We start from the raw sequence: 19,829 nt of genomic DNA on the forward strand, positions 1-19,829 counted from the left end.
TCCTTTTGTCATGTGCCTCCAACAAACCGCAACTTACTGTACAAAAGCATAATCAGATGTTTTCTTTCTTCTTATTCATTTTCGCATTACATGTAATCCTTTAATAAACGTTTCCAATAATACATGTAAACTTATATCCAAATCTAACGGCAAACCAAATCCGCCCTGCTGTTCAATCGACGCAAACCCGTGACAAATACTTCTGAATCCACGTGTCGCATGAAGTGCATTTTCCCCTTCTAAGCCGTACTGTTGTAAAACTTGAAGACAAAGCTTTACAATCCCGTCACCCGCTTTTCTTACTTCTTCATCTCGTAAAAAGGTTGCTTCATATAGTCCAGGATGTTTGCGTACGAATGCTACATATGCTTCTCCTAAAGCATGAATTGCTTCATCCATCCGTTTACCCTCGGCCGCTTCTTCCAGTTTGTTATACAGCTGCTTGATTCCGTAAATACCAAGATGTTTCCGTACATCTTGTAAGCCTTTCACATGATTGTATAGCGAAGGTGAACGTACCCCTAATGTTTGCGCTAATGAAGCTAACGTTACTTCTTGTATTCCATTTGTATCTGCAATTTCTGCTGCTGTTTCTACAATTTTCTGTAATGTAAGTCCGATTCTCGGTGACATAAATTAACCCTCTTTTCTACTTTCTATATTTCGCTTAGCTTCCTTAATAGCAAGCTCTATGACAGCCCCTGGATCGTTTATCATTTTCCCATGCCCTGCCGCAAGCAAGGACGGCTCATATTCTCTTAACTTCTCTGCACTTTGTAATGATATTTCTTTACTCCACGTTGCCATCGCAGGAAACGGAAACCAAAATTTCATTTGTCCTGAAACAGCCGTACCTCCTCTTGTTTGAAATGCATCCCCAACAATAAGAGCTTTATTTCTTATATCAAGAAACGACATGGAGCCCGGTGTATGTCCCGGTGTCATAATAGCAAGCAGCGATCCAACTCGGTCACCATCTTCTAATAAAATATCAGGTACCGTTTTTATCTTTTTAGGTACACCGCCTTTTATTGGCGTATTTGGTTCATCCTTTTGTAACGTCGTATCTCCTTCTAACAGCTTTGCGTCCCGCTTAGAAATGTAGACTGGAACATAAGGAAGTACTTCCTTTAATGCGTCTAATGCACCGATGTGATCATCATGCGCATGTGTTAATACAATATTCGTAATTGGTTTTCCTATTTTCTCAGCCGCCTGTAAAATTCCTTTTGCGCTATATGGTAAAGCAGCATCAATTAAAGTTAAACCATCTTCTTCCTCCACAAAGTAACAATTCACAGGAAACACTCTTGGCAAAAATGACAATTGATATACCGTTTTTTCATGCATCATTCTCATATTCCCATCTCCCTCTTCACAAAAACTAATACCATTAGTTTTATTATACTAATGGTATTAGTTTTATACCACTAAAAATTTCATTTTTTCAGAAAAAAAGAACAGTAGCCTTATAAACGACTACTGTTCTTTAAAGGTATTAAACTGTATAACGCTCATCTTCTAAAATTTTCGCAGCAATTTCACGTTTCTTCGGAATTACGTTAAGTGGTGTGTGGCGAGTTAATTTACGTAATGATGATAACATCATGCGTAACATGTCGCCGTTTTCAACTGCGATAAGTGTTTCTTTCGCATGTGCTTCGATTTCGTTGAATGCTTCTTGGCAGAATACTTCAGTGTATAACACTTTTTGTTTATTCTTTTCAAGACCAGTTGTTTTAATTGCTTTTTCTGTACGAAGAACAGCTGACTCCATTGCGTATAGGTTGCTTACGATGTCAGCGATATTCACAAGAATTTCTTGCTCTTTATCTAATGCTTTACCGTATTTTTGAGCAGCTAATCCAGCTACCATTAAGCCGATTTTCTTCGCGTTATTTACTAAATACTTTTGAAGTGCTAATGGCTCATCGCCTACTTCTTCTGGCATCATCATCATTAACTCTTCTTGTAATTTTTGTGCTTTTTGAAGAAGTGGTAATTCACCTTTCATTGCTTTACGTAAGAACGTACCTGGTACGATTAGGCGGTTAATTTCGTTCGTCCCTTCAAAAATACGGTTAATGCGAGAATCACGATACATTCTTTCAATCTCGTACTCTGCCATAAATCCGTAACCACCGTGAATTTGAACACCTTCATCTACTGTATAGTCTAACACTTCAGAACCGAATACTTTGTTTAAAGAGCACTCGATTGCATATTCAGCGATAGAAGCTGCTACTGCTTTACCGTCTTTTACTTCTTCTTCAGATAATGTGCTCATACGACTTTCGAATAAACCTACTGTACGATATACAGAGCTTTCAGCTGCATATGTTTTCGCTGCCATATTCGCAAGTTTCTCTTGAATTAATGGGAAGCGAGCAATTGGTTGTTTGAACTGTTGACGTTGGTTTGCATATTGTGCTGAAATTTCTACTGCACGTTTCGCAGATCCAACCGTACCAACACCTAATTTATAACGACCGATATTTAAAATGTTGAATGCGATAATATGACCTTTACCGATTTCACCAAGTAAGTTTTCTTTCGGTACTAACGCATCTTCTAAAATTAACGTACGAGTTGAAGAACATTTAATACCCATTTTCTTTTCTTCTGGGCTTGTAGATACGCCAGCGTAGTCTTTCTCTACGATAAATGCTGAGAAGTGCTCTCCATCGATTTTTGCATATACAATAAATACGTCAGCGAATGCAGAGTTTGTAATCCACTGTTTTTCACCGTTTAATACGTAATGTGTACCTTCTGCATTTAAACGTGCAGTTGTTTTTGCACCCAATGCGTCAGATCCTGAACCTGGCTCTGTTAATGCGTATGCAGCTAATTTTTCACCAGTTGCAAGTAATGGTAAATACTTTTTCTTTTGCTCTTCGTTACCGAATAATACGATTGGTAAAGATCCGATACCTACGTGAGCACCGTGAGTAATTGCAAAGCCACCAGCGCGAGAGAATTTCTCTGCGATTAACGCTGAACTTACTTTATCAAGACCAATTCCACCGTACTCTTCTGGTACGTCAGCGCCTAATAAACCAAGTTCACCAGCTTCTTTTAAAAGACGAACAGAACGATCAAACTCATGTTGCTCTAAATATTCAAGCTCTGGAAGAACTTCATTTACGATAAAGTCCTCTGTCGTTTTTGCAATCATTTTATGCTCAGATGAAAAATCTTCTGGCGTAAACACTTGATCAATCGTAATCTCATCTACTAAAAAGCTACCGCCTTTAACCGCATTTCCTACTGTTTTTTCCATGAAAATTTCCTCCTTCATATTTTCATAAGCCGCTTCTCTCATTTCGAAAGAAGCTGGCTCTCCCGTTTATTTTTTATAAACCTTTGTTGCTTCCATTCTTTGCATTGTCGGCGTCTCGTTGTGAGCGAGCCACTTCCATTTTTTTATAATCCAGTTTCAGCGGCTAGAATGTTCGGTGGCTTCGCTTCTTCCTGCGAGGCAAAGAGCGCCTCTTCGTCTGAAGCTCCATCCCCCTCACATTCTGAACGAGCCGCTTCCACCTTTTTATATAATCCAGTTCCAGCGGCTAGAACAGTCGGTCGTTTCACCCCTTCCTGTGAGGCAAAAAGCGCCTCTTCGTCAGGGCTTCCAACGCCCTCCTGTTCTGAGCAAGCCACCTGCACCTTTTTTATAGTAATTCAAACACTCCCGCTGCTCCCATTCCGCCGCCGATACACATTGTTACGATACCGAATTGTTCGTTGCGGCGTTTCATTTCGTGAATAAGAGATAGTGTTAGTTTTGCTCCTGTACAGCCAAGTGGATGTCCAAGTGCGATTGCACCGCCGTTTACGTTTACTTTTTCTTCATCTAAACCAAGTTCACGAATAACTTGGATCGATTGAGAAGCGAATGCTTCATTTAGTTCGAATAAGCCAATATCAGATAGCTCTAAGCCAGCTAATTTTAACGCCTTTGGAATTGCAGCGATTGGGCCGATTCCCATCACTTCTGGTGGTACGCCAGCTACTGCAAATGAACGGAATTTCGCAAGTGGTTTCATGCCATCGCTCACTGCTTTTTCACGATCCATTAATAGTACAGATGCTGCGCCGTCACTCATTTGTGAAGAGTTACCAGCTGTTACAGAACCGCGAACGTTAAATGCTGGACGTAATTTACCTAAAATATCTAGCGTCGTCTCTGCTCTTACACCTTCGTCTTGCGCAAAAGTAATTGTTTCTTCTTGCAGTTTGTTATTTGCTCCAACAGTACGTAACGTTACATCTACAGATACTGTTTCATCAGCAAAGTTTCCTGCAGCTAATGCTTTCGCAGCACGTTGATGACTTCTTACTGCAAATGCATCTTGCTCTTCACGAGAAATTCCATATTTCACAGCAACTTGCTCCGCTGTATGTCCCATACCCATATAATATTCTGGAGCTGCTTCTACAAGGCGACTATTTGGACGAACAACGTGTCCCATCATTGGAACTAAACTCATTGATTCCGCTCCGCCTGATAATACCGCTTCCGAGTGACCGAGCATAATGCGCTCTGCTCCGTAAGCGATACTTTGTAAACCTGAAGAACAGTAACGGTTAATTGTAATAGCTGGAACATCGTAAGAAAGTCCTGCTAATCCGCCGATATTACGAGCCATATTTAAACCTTGCTCTGCTTCTGGCATCGCACAACCGAAAATTAAATCATCGATTGGTCCTTCATAATTCGCACGCTTTAACGTTTCTTTTACTACTAACGCCCCTAAATCGTCAGGACGAACTGTTTTTAATGAACCCCTCTTTGCTTTTCCAATTGGTGTTCTTGCTCCCGCAACAATGACAGCTTCTCTCATGAACGATATCTCCCCTCGTTATTAGTTACGTAATGGCTTTCCTTTTACAAGCATGTGCTGCATTCTTGCTTGTGATTTCATCTCACTGACTAAGCTAATAAATGCTTCACGTTCTACATCTAATAAATACTGCTCATCAACTTCTGTTCCGTACGGCACTTTTCCGCCTGCGATGACATATGCAAGTTTCTTCGCAATATGAAGGTCGTACTCTGAAATGTAACCAGATAAATGCATTGCTTCTGCACCAAGTGCAAGAGTTGCATATCCTGTTTCACCAACAACAGGTATCTTTTTACGAATCGGTGCTTTGTAACCAGCTTCATATAAAGCAAGTGCTTTCTGTTTTGCATCGTATAGTAAGTGATCACCATTCACACTAATACCGTCTTTATCACCTAAGAAGTTATGAGAAACCGCTTCTTGTCCTGAAGTTGAAACTTTCGCCATCGCGACTGTTTCGAACACTTTATTTGCAACTTTTTGCAAGTCAAATTCTACGCCGTTTGCCATTTTATTTAAGTGTTTAATGTATAGCTCTTTATTACCGCCTCCGCCAGGGATTAAGCCAACACCAACTTCTACTAAGCCCATATACGTTTCACTAGAAGCTTGAATGCTCGCTGCTGGTAAGCAAACTTCTGTACCTCCGCCAAGCGTCATACCATATGGCGCTGCTACAACTGGCTTAGAAGAGTATTTAATTTTCATCATTGCATCTTGGAAGTTTTTCACAACCCACTCAATTTCAAAGTAGTTGTCGTCTTGTGCTTCCATTAAGATCATTGCGAGATTCGCACCAACGCAGAAGTTCTTCGATTGGTTACCGATAACAAGACCTTTATAATTCTTTTCTACTTCATCAACAGCGTAGTTAATCATTTGCGTAATATCCATACCGATTGCATTGCTCTTCGAATGGAATTCTAAACAAAGGATACCGTCGCCTAAATCGATTAAGCTCGCTCCGCTATTTTTCTTTAATACGCCATTTTTCGCTTTTAATTGCTTAAGAGAAATTGCTTTTTTATTACGTTCGATTAGCTTATATTCGCCATTATCGTAATAGTAGCTATCTCCGTTATCATGTTTGTAGAAAGTAGTGAAACCTTTCTCTAACATTTCTTTCACCCAAGCCGGAACAACTACGCCGTTTTCTTCCATCTTTTGAACGGACTTTTCAACGCCGATTGCATCCCAAACCTCAAACGGTCCTTGCTCCCAGCCGAAGCCCCACTTCATCGCTTGGTCTATTGCAACGATATCGTCAGCAATTTCTTTATGAAGTTTTGCAGAGTATAAAAGAGTTGGTGTGATGATGTTCCATAACAACTCTCCTGCGCGGTCTTTCGCATATACAAGCGCTTTCAATTTATTCGATAAACCTTTTTCTTGTTTACTTAACTCGATCGATGCAGCTTTTAATTTTTTACGAGCTTCGTACTCCATCGTTTCTGGATTTAATTCTAAAATTTCTTTTCCTTGTTTTAAGAAGAAGCCTTGACCTGTTTTGCTTCCAAGCCATTTTTTATCAAGCATGTCATGCATGAAAGCTGGTACTTTAAATACATCACGCTCTTCTTCTTGTACGTTTTCATATACGTTATTTGCAACGTGTACAAATGTATCTAAACCGACAACATCTAATGTACGGAACGTTGCACTCTTCGGACGACCAATAAGTGGGCCTGTTACAGAATCAACTTCCCCAATGCTATAGCCGCGTTTTACCATCTCTTGAAGGGTTACAAGTAAACCGTACGTACCGATGCGGTTTCCAATAAAGTTTGGTGTGTCTTTCGCGATAACAACGCCTTTTCCAAGAACGTCTTCGCCAAATAGTTTCATGAAGCTTAATACTTGTGGATCAGTTTCTTTCGTCGGTATTACCTCTAGAAGTTTTAAATATCGTGGTGGGTTAAAAAAGTGTGTGCCTAAGAAGTGTTTCTGGAAGTCGTCTGAACGACCTTCTGCCATTTTTTCAACTGAAATGCCTGACGTATTCGAGCTTACGATAGAACCCGGTTTACGAACAGCATCTACTTTTTCAAATAGTTTCTTTTTAATATCTAAGTTTTCAACTACTACTTCAATAATCCAATCTACATCAGCTAGACGCTCAAGATCATCTTCTAAGTTACCTGCTTCAATCAGTGCTAAATTTCCTTTCACTGTCAGAGGAGCTGGTTTTTGCTTTAATAGTTTTTGCACAGCCGTATTACTAAAACGATTTCTCACACTTTTATGTTCTAATGTAAGTCCCTTCGCCTCTTCTTCTTTCGTAAGCGCAGGTGGTACAATATCAAGCAATAATGTCGGAATACCAATATTAGCTAAGTGTGCCGCAATTCCTGAACCCATTACGCCTGACCCTAGAACAGCAGCCTTTTTAATTTGGAACATCCAATTCTCCCCCTATTCTTGAATGAATGCTCATTCAATTTTTCGACATAAGTCGCAATCAATGAGTGAGCCTCTACTAATAAATATATGATACTGTTTAAATTTTCGCAATATATTTATTGATAAAATTTTCTGAAATAAATATTTTTCTTTTATTTGCCCATGCTATATATGTATTTTCTTCACTAAAATACACTTTCCCTTTTTATAATCTGACGAAACTGGAGGAATATATATGGCAAAACTTAAGAAGAACCCTTCAAAGGCTGGAATTAGCGCAGCGAGTGTGACAGGAAACGCTGGACCAACTGATCGAGGCGTGGAAAAAGGACGTCAAGGTAATAACCAACAATATAAGAAGCATAATATGGGCGAAAAATAACGCTATATTTTTGGGCAGAGAACGTGGCATAATGGGTAATGGCTGCTTTTTCTGCCCAATTTATTTGTAACAAATGAGGGAATTATAATGAAACGAACAATAGTTATGATTGTAATGATTGCCACACTATTTACAGGGATGATTTTCTTCTCTTATGCACAAAGACAACAAGCTGTAAGAGCCGATCAGCCTAGCATCACTGGACAATACGGAATTACAATCGATGCAGACACAGGTGAAATTTTGTATGGAAAACGAGAAGACGAACGCTCTTATCCGGCTAGTATAGCCAAAATGATGACAACCCTTCTTTTACTAGAAAATGTAAAAGAGAATGAAGAAATTACAGTTACAGAAAACGCAATTAAAACAGAAAGTCAAAGTAAGAAAATTAAACTTCGTGCTGGGGAAAAGTTAAAACGTGATGAGGCATTAAAACTGATGCTTATCATTAGTGCAGATCCAATAGCTGAATCCATCGCAGAACATATTGCAGGATCAAAAAATGAATTTGTAAAAATGATGAATGCTAGAGCGAAGGAACTTGGTACAAAGCATGCGACTTTCAAAAATGCAAGTGGTGCTGATGCATTAGGAAACAAAGTATCACCATATGACATTGCTATGATTACGAAAGAAGCATTAAAATACCCAGTTGTTTTAGAATATATGAATTCAACGCGTACAACTCTACATACTTCAGAACGCTCTCCAAACATCGCAAACTATGGACGAGAAGAACTATACGACGATCCATATGCAATTGGAAGTAAAAGCGGTCTATCAGCACTCGGAAAATATACAGTCGTAACAGTGGATGAGAAAGACGGTAAACGCGTCATTAATGTTGTATTATCTTCTACTCGCAAGCAACTGTATCCTGATACGAAGAAAATGGCACATTACGCATTTCAGCAATTAAAATAACCAAGGAGTATTTACTCCTTGGTTATTTTTTAACCATACCTTTTAATACGAACGCAACGTTTGCTGGACGCTCTGCTAGGCGACGCATGAAGTAGCCATACCAGTCGTTTCCATAAGGTACGTAAACACGCATTTTGTAACCTTCTTTTACTAGCTCAAGTTGACGCTCATTACGAATACCATATAGCATCTGGAATTCAAATTGATCCCTTGGAATGTTGTGTTCTTCGGCAAGTTTTTTCGTATATTCAATAATCGCTTCGTCATGTGAAGCAATTGCAGTATAATTTCCATTTAATAAGTGCATTTTAATAATCTTTTTATAATTGTCATCTACATCTTTTTTGTCCGGGAACGCCACTTCTTCAGGTTCTTTATAAGCCCCTTTTACAAGACGTAAATTAGGATTATAAGCATTTAAATCCTCAATATCTTTTTCTGTACGATATAGGTAAGCTTGAATAACAGTACCGATATTATCGTACTCAGATTTTAATTGTTTAAAGATATCGATTGTCTTTCCGCAACGTGTATAATCTTCCATATCAATTGTAACGAATACACCATTTTCTTTTGCAGCTTCTAAAATGCGGCGCATATTGTTCATTACAATTTCATCAGAGATATCTAATCCCATAGAAGTCATCTTTAAAGAAAGTTGCGAATCCAAACCTTCTCTTCCAATTGCACGGATTGCTTCAATCGATTGGTTAGCCATTTCATTTGCTTCCGCTTCATTATCAACGAATTCCCCTAAATAATCGATTGTTACACAAAGTCCTTGCTTGTTCAATTGTTTAATAGCTGCTGTCGCTAATTCAATTGTCTCCCCTGCGACAAAGCGACCTGCACCAAAGCGTAAACCGTACTTTTTAGCCAGTTTTGTTAGCGCTTTATTTTTAGATAAGAAAAGAAACGAATTTCGCATTAATTGTTCCATGTAATTCACCCCTATGACTTAATTTATCTGTTTTTTACCCCTCTTCAAAATTATATCATTGTTTAAAATTATTGGATACAAATAATTATTTAGATAATTTATAAAATACTATAAAAACATTTAAAACCCTATATTCTCGCTTGTAAATATGTCTGAAATATTTTTCGACATTTAGAAAAATGGAGTTTACTAGGCACAAAATAAGCATGTCGAAAATATTCGACATGCTTATAAAACCCTTTATATTCCATGTAAATTATATGAGGATATTAATACAGAAAACTTGAGATTATATTTATCCCAAGTTTTTTTATTGTTCATTTCTCTTTTCTTCATTCAGCCTTTTAATATGTGTAATTAACTGCACCATCTCTTCTTTCGCATCGGGATAAGTCTCATTCCAGTGCTTCACTAAAGCCGGCATCGTCTTCGCTATGTAAGAATACAGTGCCCACTTCTGTACCTGTTCTTTTCTCTCTTCATTGCTCTCTCCAAGTAATAGTTCCGTGTATTTCTCTAACAACCCGTCAAACTGTTCATTAAACTTTTCACTCATCTTATCTACCTCCTATATGAAAAAAGCAGCGAAGATCGCTGCTTTTCTTTATAATTTTGATCGAACAGAGTTTAATTTTTTCTCCATTGTGCTTACTTTATCACGACGATCATCGATACGAATTGTTGTTGCAACGCGCTGTGCACCTTTCGTATATGGAACTTCATGCATTTGTTGAATTACTTCTAGAATGACAGGAAGATCTCCTTCAATAATTGTATTCATTGGTGTTAATTGATACTTCACGCGATCTGCATTTTTCTCTAGCACCTTTTGTACTTCTGCTACATATTCACTCACACTTGGATTACCTGTTCCTACTGGAATAATCGATACGTCAACAATTGCCATAGTAGTCTTCCTCCTATAATTGCTTCTTATATATCCATTTTCTATTTTACCGAAATACGCATCATTTTACTAATTTGTTATTCCTCTATTTTAAACTGCTCAACTAATCTTTCTAAGTCTCTCATATGCTCCGTCAAGCTTTCCATCGTATGAGCTACCTTTTCTAGATGATTTACTTGTGATTCAGTTGCAGCATTTACTTCTTCCGAAACAGCTGCACTTTCTTGACTCGTACCAGCAATTGTATGCATTACCGCTGTAATTTCTCCTTGTTCATGACCAATGTTATGTACCTCTTCTACAATTTGTTCCACTGAAGTACTGATGGTATTAACAACTGACATAATTGTGCGGAACTCCGCCTCTGCTTCTGTCGTAACATTATTTTGTATATCCGCAATATCTTTTAATTTACTTACAACTTCTACAACTCGTCTTACCTCTACTTGTACATCACCAATCATCGTCGCAATTTCTACTGTTGCTTCTTTTGATTGTTCCGCTAATTTCCGAACCTCTTCCGCAACAACAGCAAAGCCTTTACCTTGTTCACCCGCACGTGCCGCCTCGATTGAAGCATTTAAAGCAAGTAAATTCGTTTGATCCGAAATACCTTTTATAAGCTCTACAACATTTTGAATCGATCCAACCCTTTGCTCTAACTTTCCAGATGCTTCCTCTGTATGAACAACAATTGAAGAGGATTGTTCTCTCGTACGAACTAAATTACGCATCGTATTTAATCCTTGCTTAGATGCCTCTTCAGCTTTGCCAGCTACACCTTTTATTTCACCAACAGAGTTATTCATTTGTTCCACTGACTGCGCCATATTCTCGAGCTGCTCTGAAACTTCATCTACACTATTAGCGAGCGTAGAAGCTCCTCCGCTCACGTCATCCATTGCACCTGACACTTCTTTACTAGCTGCTACAGTTTCATTCGTTAAATAATGTAGATTATTCGTTGATTGTTGCACGGTTGATACACTATTTTTAATTTTGCTTACCATTTCATTCATTTGTTCAACCATATGATTAAAATGGTTCGTCAGTTCTCCAACTTCATCCTTACTTGTCACTTTCATTTGCAACGTTAAATCACCTTCTGCTACTTTTTGAACGTGATTCGTTAATAATTGCAGTGGTCTTGCTAATCTTCGTGAGAACAAGTATGAAGCTACGATTCCAACGAATAGGCTAATACATGCCATTATAATGACTGTATTTCTCGTACTATGTAATAGCCCATCAATCGTTTCTTTCGGATAAAAAATTCCTATCTTCCATTTCATCAAATCAAATGACTGACTATATGCAACTACCTCTTCACCTTTTAATGTAGTGACAGCATATTTTGTTACATCTTTATTTAAACTCTTCACAAGTGGCTCTTTCGAAACATCTTTGCCTATCTTTTCTGGGTAAACAAGAGCCATATTTTTATCATTTATAATAAACATTTCTCCGCCGTTATTGTATTGAATATTATGAAGTAATTTCTGAATTGTTCCGAGCGATACATCCATCGCCACAACACCTAATACAGATCCATCTTGAGCTGTAATTGCTTTAGAAACTCCCACGCTTAACTTACCTGTTGCAATTTCATACATAGGTTGTCCCCAGTGAACCGTTTTCACATCAGCTTCTGAGTCTTTATACCAAGGTCTTGTCGTTGGATCATATCCCTCTGGCACTTTTCCACCTTCAGCAAGATTGGCACTTAATGTTTTTTTATCTTTCGTACCAATATATAAGTCTAAAATGCCTGGATGATTCTTTTTATACTCCGAAAACTCTTTCGTCAAAAATGCTTCCTCTTCTGGAGTAACTCCGTCTTGAAGCATATTACGAATCATCTCACTGTTCGCATAATACCCCATATCTTCATCCGTTCTTTGAACAAATGTCGTAAGTTGCTCTGTCACAAGATCCATCGTATTTTGAGAATACTGGTCTAAGGAACGCACTTCCTTCTCTTTCTGTAACTGATACATAGCTGTACCTAATATTACGAACATCATAGAAATAAGTACCGAAAATACTACCGCAATTTTTAAACGTAAACTTCTTAACATCTTCCCCCAAGCATCCCCTTCTCATTGAATTCAAAACTTATTAATCATTATATTAAGTATAATGGATAAAATTAAAAAATTGAAATTTATTCTCACCTTAATACAATTAGAAAACTGACTACCACTTGTGCAAAAACAAATAGTTCATTATCCTTAAACTATAATCTCATTCGTTCGGAGGTAACTATGTTACAAAAATTCGGTTTCTCACAATATGAAAGCCAAGCTTACGAAGTTGTCGTATCAAGCAACGAGCCATTAGATGCTACAACGATCGTGAAGCATTCTGGCGTTCCAAAAGCCAAAATATATGAAGTACTTGCACGCCTAATCGATAAAGGCATGGTAATGGATTCCGTTTCAGAGAAGAAAAAGATGTATACAGCATTACCACTCAAGCTAGCAATTGAAAAATTAACGACAGAATTTCAATCCAATATTAAAGAATTGGAGACAACTATATCGAAAAAATCATTTACAGATGACCGTGTATGGAGCTTAAAAATGCAATCTTCTATTCGCGTTCAAAGTAAAGAACTCATCGAAAATGCAAAAGAATCGATTCGCATTTCAGCTTGGAATGATACTCTTTTAGAATATCTTCCATTATTAGAAGAAAAAGCAAAACAAGGCGTCAAAACCGAGTCCCTTATAGTTGGAAAAGTCGAAACAGACTTAGAAAACATGCATTTTCTAATCCCAGCGGAAGAGCCTAACGCGCTAGAGCGATACTTACTGCTCATCGTTGACGACCGTGAGATTTTATTTGCTGGCGTAGAGCAAGGGTCATGGCAAGCAATGAAAACAATGTCACAACCTTTCGTAAAGTTCTTTACAGAATTTTTCTATCATGACGTTGCACTTGCAAAGATTACCCAGAAACACCATGATCTCTTTATGGAAGATGAGGAAATTAAGAGTTTGTTGATGAAGTTGAGATACTAAAAAAACGCCTCTATTACAAGGCGTTTTTTTCTACATTTCTTTTCTATTTTTCATCTTTAACACATAAGCTCCTGCAATAATAAAACCAAGCCCTAGAACAAATAAAACCGTAAATTCATTGCCGACGCCGCCAGTAGCTGGTAAACGTACTTCATTAGGAATATTAGGTTGTTGCACCGGCTTCACATCAGCGGAAGGTTTCACTTCTCCATTTGGTGTTGGCTTATTTGGCTTAGAAGGAAGCGATGCCTTTTCTTCTTTCTTATTTTTCACAATATGTTTAATAATTTCTCCATCCTCTTTTATTTCAAATCCGAATGTCTCTTCATTTATTACATATCCATTTGGTGCTATCGTTTCTTTATACGTGTACTTTCCGTATGGTAGTTTGAATTTCGCTATACCTTGCTCATTTGTTTTTCCTTTTACTACTTCTTTTCCTTGTTCGTTGTAGATTGTAAATTCTGCATTCGGTAATTTCGTATTCCCATCTGCTACATCTACTTTCGTTATTTCTAACTCACCTTCTACCTTCTTATCTTGAACGATATGTTTAATAATTTCTCCATTCTCTTTTATTTCAAATGCGAACGTCTCTTCATTTACTACATATCCATTTGGCGCTATCGTTTCTTTATACGTGTACTTTCCGTATGGTAATTTGAATTTCGCTACACCTTTTTCATCCGTTTTCCCTTTTACTACTTCTTTCCCTTGTTCGTTGTAGATTGTAAACTCTGCATTTGGTAGTTTTGTATTCCCATCCGCTATATCTACTTTCGTTATTTCTAACTCACCTTCTACTTTCTTATCTTGAACGATATGTTTAATAATTTGCCCATCCTCTTTTATTTCAAATGCGAACGTCTCTTCATTTATTACATATCCATTTGGTGCTATCGTTTCTTTATACTTGTACTTTCCGTATGGTAATTTGAATTTCGCTATACCTTGCTCATTTGTTTTTCCTTTTACTACTTCTTTTCCTTGCTCGTTGTAAATAGTAAATTCTGCGTTCGGCAGTTTCGTATTCCCATCCGCTACATCTACTTTCGTTATTTCTAATTCACCTTTTACATTTTCATTTTTCAGCTCTAATACAGCTGTTTCACCAGTTTTCACTTCAATTTTTTTAACACTTCCGTCTAACACATATCCAGCTGGCGCTTGAATTTCTTTGACGCTATATATACCGATTGGAAGATTACCTAACTCCGCAATCCCCTTATCATTAGTCGTAACATTTTGTTTAAAGTTTTCATTAGAAACTTCAAACACCGCTCCTTTTAATAATTCCTTTTTTTCTCCTAATTTCATAATCTTTAAAGAACCTACTGATTCCCAATTTACAACTAAATCTGTACTGATTTTCTCACTATTTCTTTGTAACAATACCGTTGTATTTTGAACTTTTTCCGATCCTTTAAAAGCTATTGCTTGTAAATTTGTTAAAATAGACTTCACTTTCATTTTAAAGTTACCACTACTCGTATTTTTCGGGATTAAGAGTTTGAATTTTTCGTTAATTGATAACGTACTTTTCTCTTCACCATTTTCATTTACAATTCGAAGCCCTTTAGGAGCATTTTCAGGAAGAATTGTATAAGAGCCAGAAACCGCATTTGTTTGCACTGCATAAAATCCTGTTTCTAAATAATCACCTTTTTGTGTAGCAGTTTGTGAATCTACAGGATTAACTTTAAAGAATACATTTTGTGATCCAGTTTCTTTCTTTGAAGCCTCTACTAAACGCTTCATAAGATTATGTACACGTTCATTTTTTGCAACTAAATCTTCTTCCGTTAATTCATTTGCTGCAATCCATACTGCTAATTGTGTAGCATAATGCGCTTCTTCCGTTGTCGCTACACCTAATTCAGATGGGCTTTTTTGAGGATATCCATTTAATAAAATACGATATACAGCATCGGATGTTTTCCCCATCTCAGGCAAATCATCCCCATTGGGCGAACGTAAATCAGGCGTTAAACAATACGCAATACTACCCGAAGCCGTTTTAATGATTTCTGTCTTTATTTCACGCTGTTTCGAATTACTATAGCTCCAATCCATTTTATATGTTTCTCTGTTCATTACTTCTGCCTTTACTTGTGGCATTGCAATTCCTAATAAAATAATAAGAGCACTAAAAAAACTAAACCATTTTCCTACCATCTTTCGTTTCATTCTCTCCACCACCATATATAAATTTCTACATGAAGCAATCTTACTGTTTCATTGTACTTATAGTGAAAAAAAGAGAATAGGTGGTTTTTTTGTAGTATCTTGTCGAATTGTTGAGAAAGTTTCAAAGTAATAAGCAACCTTAAAACTGTTTGTTGTCATGGTGCTATTGACAAATAAATATTACATGTTTTCAATTTTCAAACATAATAAAAAAGGCACTTTATAAGTGCCTTTTTAACTTACGGGAAACAAATTTCAAACGAATACATATTACTTATCTTTTTCCTTTATCTCCATCAACAGCTCAATAATCTTTTCATTTTGCTCCACTTGTTTCTCTGAATTTTGATAGATGAAACGAACCCATCTTAACACAAAAACAACTATCAATATCGGTAGTAGCGCAATTATCATGCCGAATACCGAGAAATTAGACATCATTTTCCATCACCTCGCTATATACACCTTTCTCCATCTACCCACCAAACCCTTCCATTTTTTACAAATAAAAAGAACCTATCAAACGATAGATTCTTCTTTTGCAAACTGAGTAGAACGTCCTCTCGTAATCGAGAAAATCGCACAAAGCAACGCTAATATAATAAAGCCGCCGCCTACCCAAGCATTATATATAACAGATGATTTCTCAATAACAACTCCGCCTACTGTTGAACCGAGTGCAATCCCTAAGTGAAGGGCAGAGTTATTTAAACTTTGCTGAATACCAGCTGATTCTGGTGCAATTTCAATTAAATAGTTTTGTTGTGCTGGCGAAATAGCCCAGCTCAGCATACTCCAAATTCCCATCATAATAATGAACAGTGGGAATGAGAATGTCATCATCGGCAATAGGAAAATCGCACACGCAAATACGATAATAATTGAAATAATACTTTTCTTCGATCCCCATTTATCAGCAAGCCAGCCTCCGAAGCCGCCCCCAATTACTGCTGCGATTCCGAAGATGAAGTAAAATACACTAATCCAATTCGCTTCCACATGCATAACATCTTTTAAAAATGGTGTTAAATATGCATATAGTGTTAAATGACCCGTTAAAAATAAGAATGATGTTAACTGTGCACTTACAATTTTTTTATCTTTTAACGTAGCAATTTGTTCTCTTATTGATAATACCGATGTCGGTGGTACTTTCGTTAAAAATAGAGAAATACAAGCGATTGCCATAACTGTTAAGATTGAAATGAGTACAAATGGTGCACGCCATCCGTATGCATTTCCGAGTACAAGGCCAAGCGGTACTCCAAGTACAAGTGATCCACTAATCCCCATGAAAATGATTCCAATTGCACGCGCACGAAAATGCGGCTCTACAACGCTAGAAGCAAGTGTTACTGACAGTGCAATAATAAGCGAACCACTCGCCGCACAAATTACCCTTGAAAACATTAACATTCCGTAATTCACACTAAATGCTGAAATAATATTTCCGATTAAGAAAATTGATAATGCCCCAACATACAATGTTTTTCTCTCAAACTTCCCTGTTAAAGCTAATAAAACAGGACCTGATAAAGCAAATACTACTGAAAATATTGTGATAAGCTGACCAGCTGCACTAATAGATACTCCTAAATCATCGGCAACTAAATCGAGCGTTCCTCCTATAATTAGCTCAACCGTTCCGACTACGAAAGCCGCGATAGCTAAAATATACACACGAAAATTCAAGTCTTTTCCCACACTTTCTATTTTGGTTACTACGATTATAGTAACCAAAATAGAAAGCGGAAGCAAGTACAATTTTTTATAATAAAAAACTTCCCTCTTATGATATATCTCCAACATTTAAATAAAGATCCTTATCTGAAAAATTATCACTACTTCTATCCAATTTGTAATCAAACTAAGAAATATTAATAAAAAACAACATTAATTATTAAATTTATATATATAAATTTAATTTATAATAAACTTGATTAAATTTCCTATTATTTACAAACAAATTGTACCAAATAAGATTTTTCTTTACTAGACTTGTATTGAAATTACAGAAAAATTATTATTTTCTTGTAGAGTAAATACTATACTTTACAAACACACAATAGTTTGGAATATCAAAAAACTTAGGGGGAAAAGAAATGAAAAAATTAACTACACTAACTTTGACAGCAAGTATTTTAGCTTCAGCTGGGCTTGTGCCTACATCATCTTTCGCAGCAAGTAACGAACTTCCGTATTTAAATGAGATTAAGAAATTGCAGCCAGACGTAAGTACAGAAGAGTTAATTTCAGATATTATTGAAGTTGCAAAAAATACGGGCAATACAAAAGAAGCTTTAGCAGAACAAATTTATAAAGAATTAAAAGCAAATCATGAACAAGGAGAACGAGAAGCTACTCAACGAAATAATAAAGATACTACTAATGTTCAATATGGTGCTAGCGGCGGAAATGTAAAAGTAGGAAATTCTAATATGGGCGACTTTTATTATACTGGATCTACAACTGCTTATATGAATCACGGACATGTCGGTATGTACTATAGTAAAGACTTGATTGTTGAATCTGTACCAGACAAAGGTGTGCGCACAATTGCTACTAATAAACGCTTAGTTGATAAAGGTGATGCAGTTGTCAAATCTGTAAATACTTCTTGGCAAAATAAAAATGACGCAGCTTGGTGGGCGAAAGATCGTGTAGGAAAGGATGACTATTCTTATAATTTCGCAAACAATAGAAATACTAGCCATTATGGCGCGAAGAATTGTTCTAAATTGATATGGTCTGCTTATAAATTACATGGTGGTTTAGATTTAGATAAAGATGGTGGAGCAGGTGTATATCCTCGAGACGTTAGAGATGCGCAACAAACATCGTTAATTCGTAATATATAATTATAAAACTGAAAGTGGGACAATTTATTTGTTTCACTTTTTGGTTATTTGAGGAGCAGAAGTGAAGATGAAAAATCGCCGGAAAATAATTCTATTTTTTACGAGTATTATAACGATTGCAGTATTAGCTTACTATTTATGTATAAAAGATAAGAATGCAAACTTAATATCAGATAAAGAAATACAAAATAAAAATTTTTTAGATGATAAAAAAGCTGTGCTTTACTTCTCATCCACTGCCGATCAAGATTTAGATGGTAAAGGCATTAGTTATGCCATATTTATAAATAAACAAGGCGTTGCTAGCGGATATAAAATGGGTGGTCTAGAGCTCGGCGGTATTGGTGTATCTGACGATAAAAAACAAGTTCTATTAGAGAGTAAAAATACTATAACATTTCTAGGAGAAAATCCTACTACTCATAAAATAAAATACCAACATACCGGTGATTTTAATGGATATTTAGCAAAACAAAAGATATTTGTTACTATTTACAATTCAGGAATGGACAAAGAGAATGGGAACTATAATTCAAATGTTTTATTCGGAAATGAAAAAGTTATTCATAAAAGTAATATCCCTCATTTCATTATTAGCTCTGGATTAGATGGGGAAAATATTTTAGTAGCCACTCAAGAATTAGTTACTAATAAATACGAATTACAAAAATTAACGTTTAATGATGCAACAATGAATATAGAGAATATTACAGCGCTTAATATAAATGGAAAAGAGGACCATGCTAATCTTTCACCTATTTTAGTAGATTCAGAGAATTACTACATGGTTATGAGTACAATTGATAAGGGTGATCCGCTAAAAGGGGAAACATTCTTGTTACGTACTAATAAAGCCACTTTAGAACAAAATACAATATTTATGTATAAAGAAGAAAACTCAACTGCAACCAGCCCATTTTCATTAGATAATTCCGCATATATATATAACAACGAATTATATTTTTTAAACGGTCTTGGTGATATATATACATATAACCCTAAAAATAATACGATGAGCCATAAATTCACCATAGATTACCATGTTAAAGATGGCGTTAGATATAATGAACAAACTTATTTCGAAAACGACTCATTATATGTTCTACGTTATGATGCAAAGCGCAATAATAAATACTATATAGAAAGATACAACTTAACAAACGGAAGAAAAGTATCCGAACAAGAAATACAAGGTATAGAATCTATACTCGCCACTGTGAAAGGCGGAAAGAAAGTTTATGCTTATGACTTTAAAATGTTACTACCCAAAACAGATAATTAACTATACTTAATTACCTGTTTCTAGGTTATAAAATAGGGTAATGTAATTCCCCATAATTTTAATTTTATACTTTCAA

The 19,829-nt window shown here is 36.5% G+C and carries 18 protein-coding genes; 5 read left to right on the forward strand and 13 right to left on the reverse strand.

The genetic code is table 11. From position 1 onward, the window contains the following. Positions 1 to 75 precede the first annotated feature (75 nt). The 6 genes from RCJ96_RS23325 to RCJ96_RS23350 form a co-directional block, all read right to left on the reverse strand. Positions 76 to 633: a TetR/AcrR family transcriptional regulator gene (locus RCJ96_RS23325; RefSeq protein ID WP_074606434.1), complete on the reverse strand. Its 558-nt coding sequence runs from the start codon at positions 631 to 633 to the stop codon at positions 76 to 78. Positions 634 to 636: 3 nt separating this feature from the next. Further along, a complete protein-coding gene (locus RCJ96_RS23330) occupies positions 637 to 1,359 on the reverse strand; it encodes an MBL fold metallo-hydrolase (RefSeq protein ID WP_073541770.1) in 723 nt (240 codons plus the stop codon). A 139-nt stretch (positions 1,360 to 1,498) separates the two neighbouring features. Beyond that, complete coding sequence (locus RCJ96_RS23335) at positions 1,499 to 3,283, reverse strand: acyl-CoA dehydrogenase family protein (protein ID WP_000416279.1); 1,785 nt, start codon at positions 3,281 to 3,283, stop codon at positions 1,499 to 1,501. Positions 3,284 to 3,426: 143 nt separating this feature from the next. Then, on the reverse strand, positions 3,427 to 3,660 hold the full coding sequence (locus tag RCJ96_RS23340) for a hypothetical protein (RefSeq protein ID WP_242304766.1): 234 nt from the start codon (positions 3,658 to 3,660) through the stop codon (positions 3,427 to 3,429). An 11-nt stretch (positions 3,661 to 3,671) separates the two neighbouring features. Then, complete coding sequence (locus RCJ96_RS23345; protein ID WP_001206335.1) at positions 3,672 to 4,844, reverse strand: acetyl-CoA C-acetyltransferase; 1,173 nt, start codon at positions 4,842 to 4,844, stop codon at positions 3,672 to 3,674. A gap of 21 nt (positions 4,845 to 4,865) precedes the next feature. Next, complete coding sequence (locus RCJ96_RS23350) at positions 4,866 to 7,247, reverse strand: 3-hydroxyacyl-CoA dehydrogenase/enoyl-CoA hydratase family protein (RefSeq protein ID WP_074606436.1); 2,382 nt, start codon at positions 7,245 to 7,247, stop codon at positions 4,866 to 4,868. Between the two features lie 235 nt (positions 7,248 to 7,482). Between RCJ96_RS23350 and RCJ96_RS23355 the strand changes: the two genes are divergently transcribed. Further along, the gene (locus tag RCJ96_RS23355) at positions 7,483 to 7,629 is read left to right on the forward strand and encodes a YuzL family protein (RefSeq protein WP_001096347.1); all 147 of its coding nucleotides are present in this window, start codon (positions 7,483 to 7,485) and stop codon (positions 7,627 to 7,629) included. Positions 7,630 to 7,716: 87 nt separating this feature from the next. Further along, positions 7,717 to 8,556 carry a D-alanyl-D-alanine carboxypeptidase family protein gene (locus RCJ96_RS23360; protein ID WP_000831476.1) on the forward strand — a complete coding sequence of 280 codons (840 nt, stop codon included), beginning with the start codon at positions 7,717 to 7,719 and terminating at the stop codon, positions 8,554 to 8,556. Between the two features lie 22 nt (positions 8,557 to 8,578). Here the strand turns inward: RCJ96_RS23360 and RCJ96_RS23365 are convergent, their stop codons facing one another. From RCJ96_RS23365 to RCJ96_RS23380, 4 genes are all read right to left on the reverse strand, one after another. Then, the gene (locus RCJ96_RS23365; protein ID WP_000436772.1) at positions 8,579 to 9,496 is read right to left on the reverse strand and encodes a proline dehydrogenase family protein; all 918 of its coding nucleotides are present in this window, start codon (positions 9,494 to 9,496) and stop codon (positions 8,579 to 8,581) included. A 310-nt stretch (positions 9,497 to 9,806) separates the two neighbouring features. Beyond that, the gene (locus RCJ96_RS23370; protein WP_001290596.1) at positions 9,807 to 10,052 is read right to left on the reverse strand and encodes a YusU family protein; all 246 of its coding nucleotides are present in this window, start codon (positions 10,050 to 10,052) and stop codon (positions 9,807 to 9,809) included. A 48-nt stretch (positions 10,053 to 10,100) separates the two neighbouring features. Continuing rightward, on the reverse strand, positions 10,101 to 10,403 hold the full coding sequence (locus RCJ96_RS23375) for an MTH1187 family thiamine-binding protein (RefSeq protein WP_001018860.1): 303 nt from the start codon (positions 10,401 to 10,403) through the stop codon (positions 10,101 to 10,103). Between the two features lie 77 nt (positions 10,404 to 10,480). Continuing rightward, positions 10,481 to 12,481, reverse strand: coding sequence for a methyl-accepting chemotaxis protein (locus RCJ96_RS23380; protein ID WP_416504329.1), 2,001 nt, complete (start codon positions 12,479 to 12,481; stop codon positions 10,481 to 10,483). A 186-nt stretch (positions 12,482 to 12,667) separates the two neighbouring features. On the opposite strand from RCJ96_RS23380, the gene RCJ96_RS23385 reads away from it, so the two are divergent. Beyond that, positions 12,668 to 13,426 carry a TrmB family transcriptional regulator gene (locus RCJ96_RS23385; RefSeq protein ID WP_416504328.1) on the forward strand — a complete coding sequence of 253 codons (759 nt, stop codon included), beginning with the start codon at positions 12,668 to 12,670 and terminating at the stop codon, positions 13,424 to 13,426. Positions 13,427 to 13,456: 30 nt separating this feature from the next. Here RCJ96_RS23385 and RCJ96_RS23390 read toward each other — a convergent pair whose 3' ends face one another. The 3 genes from RCJ96_RS23390 to RCJ96_RS23400 form a co-directional block, all read right to left on the reverse strand. Then, the gene (locus tag RCJ96_RS23390) at positions 13,457 to 15,613 is read right to left on the reverse strand and encodes a SpaA isopeptide-forming pilin-related protein (protein WP_416504327.1); all 2,157 of its coding nucleotides are present in this window, start codon (positions 15,611 to 15,613) and stop codon (positions 13,457 to 13,459) included. 270 nt (positions 15,614 to 15,883) lie between these two features. Beyond that, on the reverse strand, positions 15,884 to 16,051 hold the full coding sequence (locus RCJ96_RS23395) for a hypothetical protein (RefSeq protein ID WP_162200734.1): 168 nt from the start codon (positions 16,049 to 16,051) through the stop codon (positions 15,884 to 15,886). Positions 16,052 to 16,132: 81 nt separating this feature from the next. Beyond that, on the reverse strand, positions 16,133 to 17,317 hold the full coding sequence (locus RCJ96_RS23400) for an MFS transporter (RefSeq protein ID WP_139302703.1): 1,185 nt from the start codon (positions 17,315 to 17,317) through the stop codon (positions 16,133 to 16,135). A 398-nt stretch (positions 17,318 to 17,715) separates the two neighbouring features. Between RCJ96_RS23400 and RCJ96_RS23405 the strand changes: the two genes are divergently transcribed. Both RCJ96_RS23405 and RCJ96_RS23410 read left to right on the forward strand, forming a co-directional pair. Then, positions 17,716 to 18,471, forward strand: a complete 756-nt coding sequence (locus RCJ96_RS23405; protein WP_416504326.1) for a YiiX/YebB-like N1pC/P60 family cysteine hydrolase — start codon at positions 17,716 to 17,718, stop codon at positions 18,469 to 18,471. A 67-nt stretch (positions 18,472 to 18,538) separates the two neighbouring features. Beyond that, positions 18,539 to 19,753 (forward strand): hypothetical protein, encoded by a 1,215-nt coding sequence (locus tag RCJ96_RS23410; RefSeq protein WP_416504325.1) that lies wholly within the window; start codon positions 18,539 to 18,541, stop codon positions 19,751 to 19,753. Positions 19,754 to 19,829: the final 76 nt, after the last annotated feature.

This window comes from Bacillus sp. BSL6, assembly GCF_052928345.1.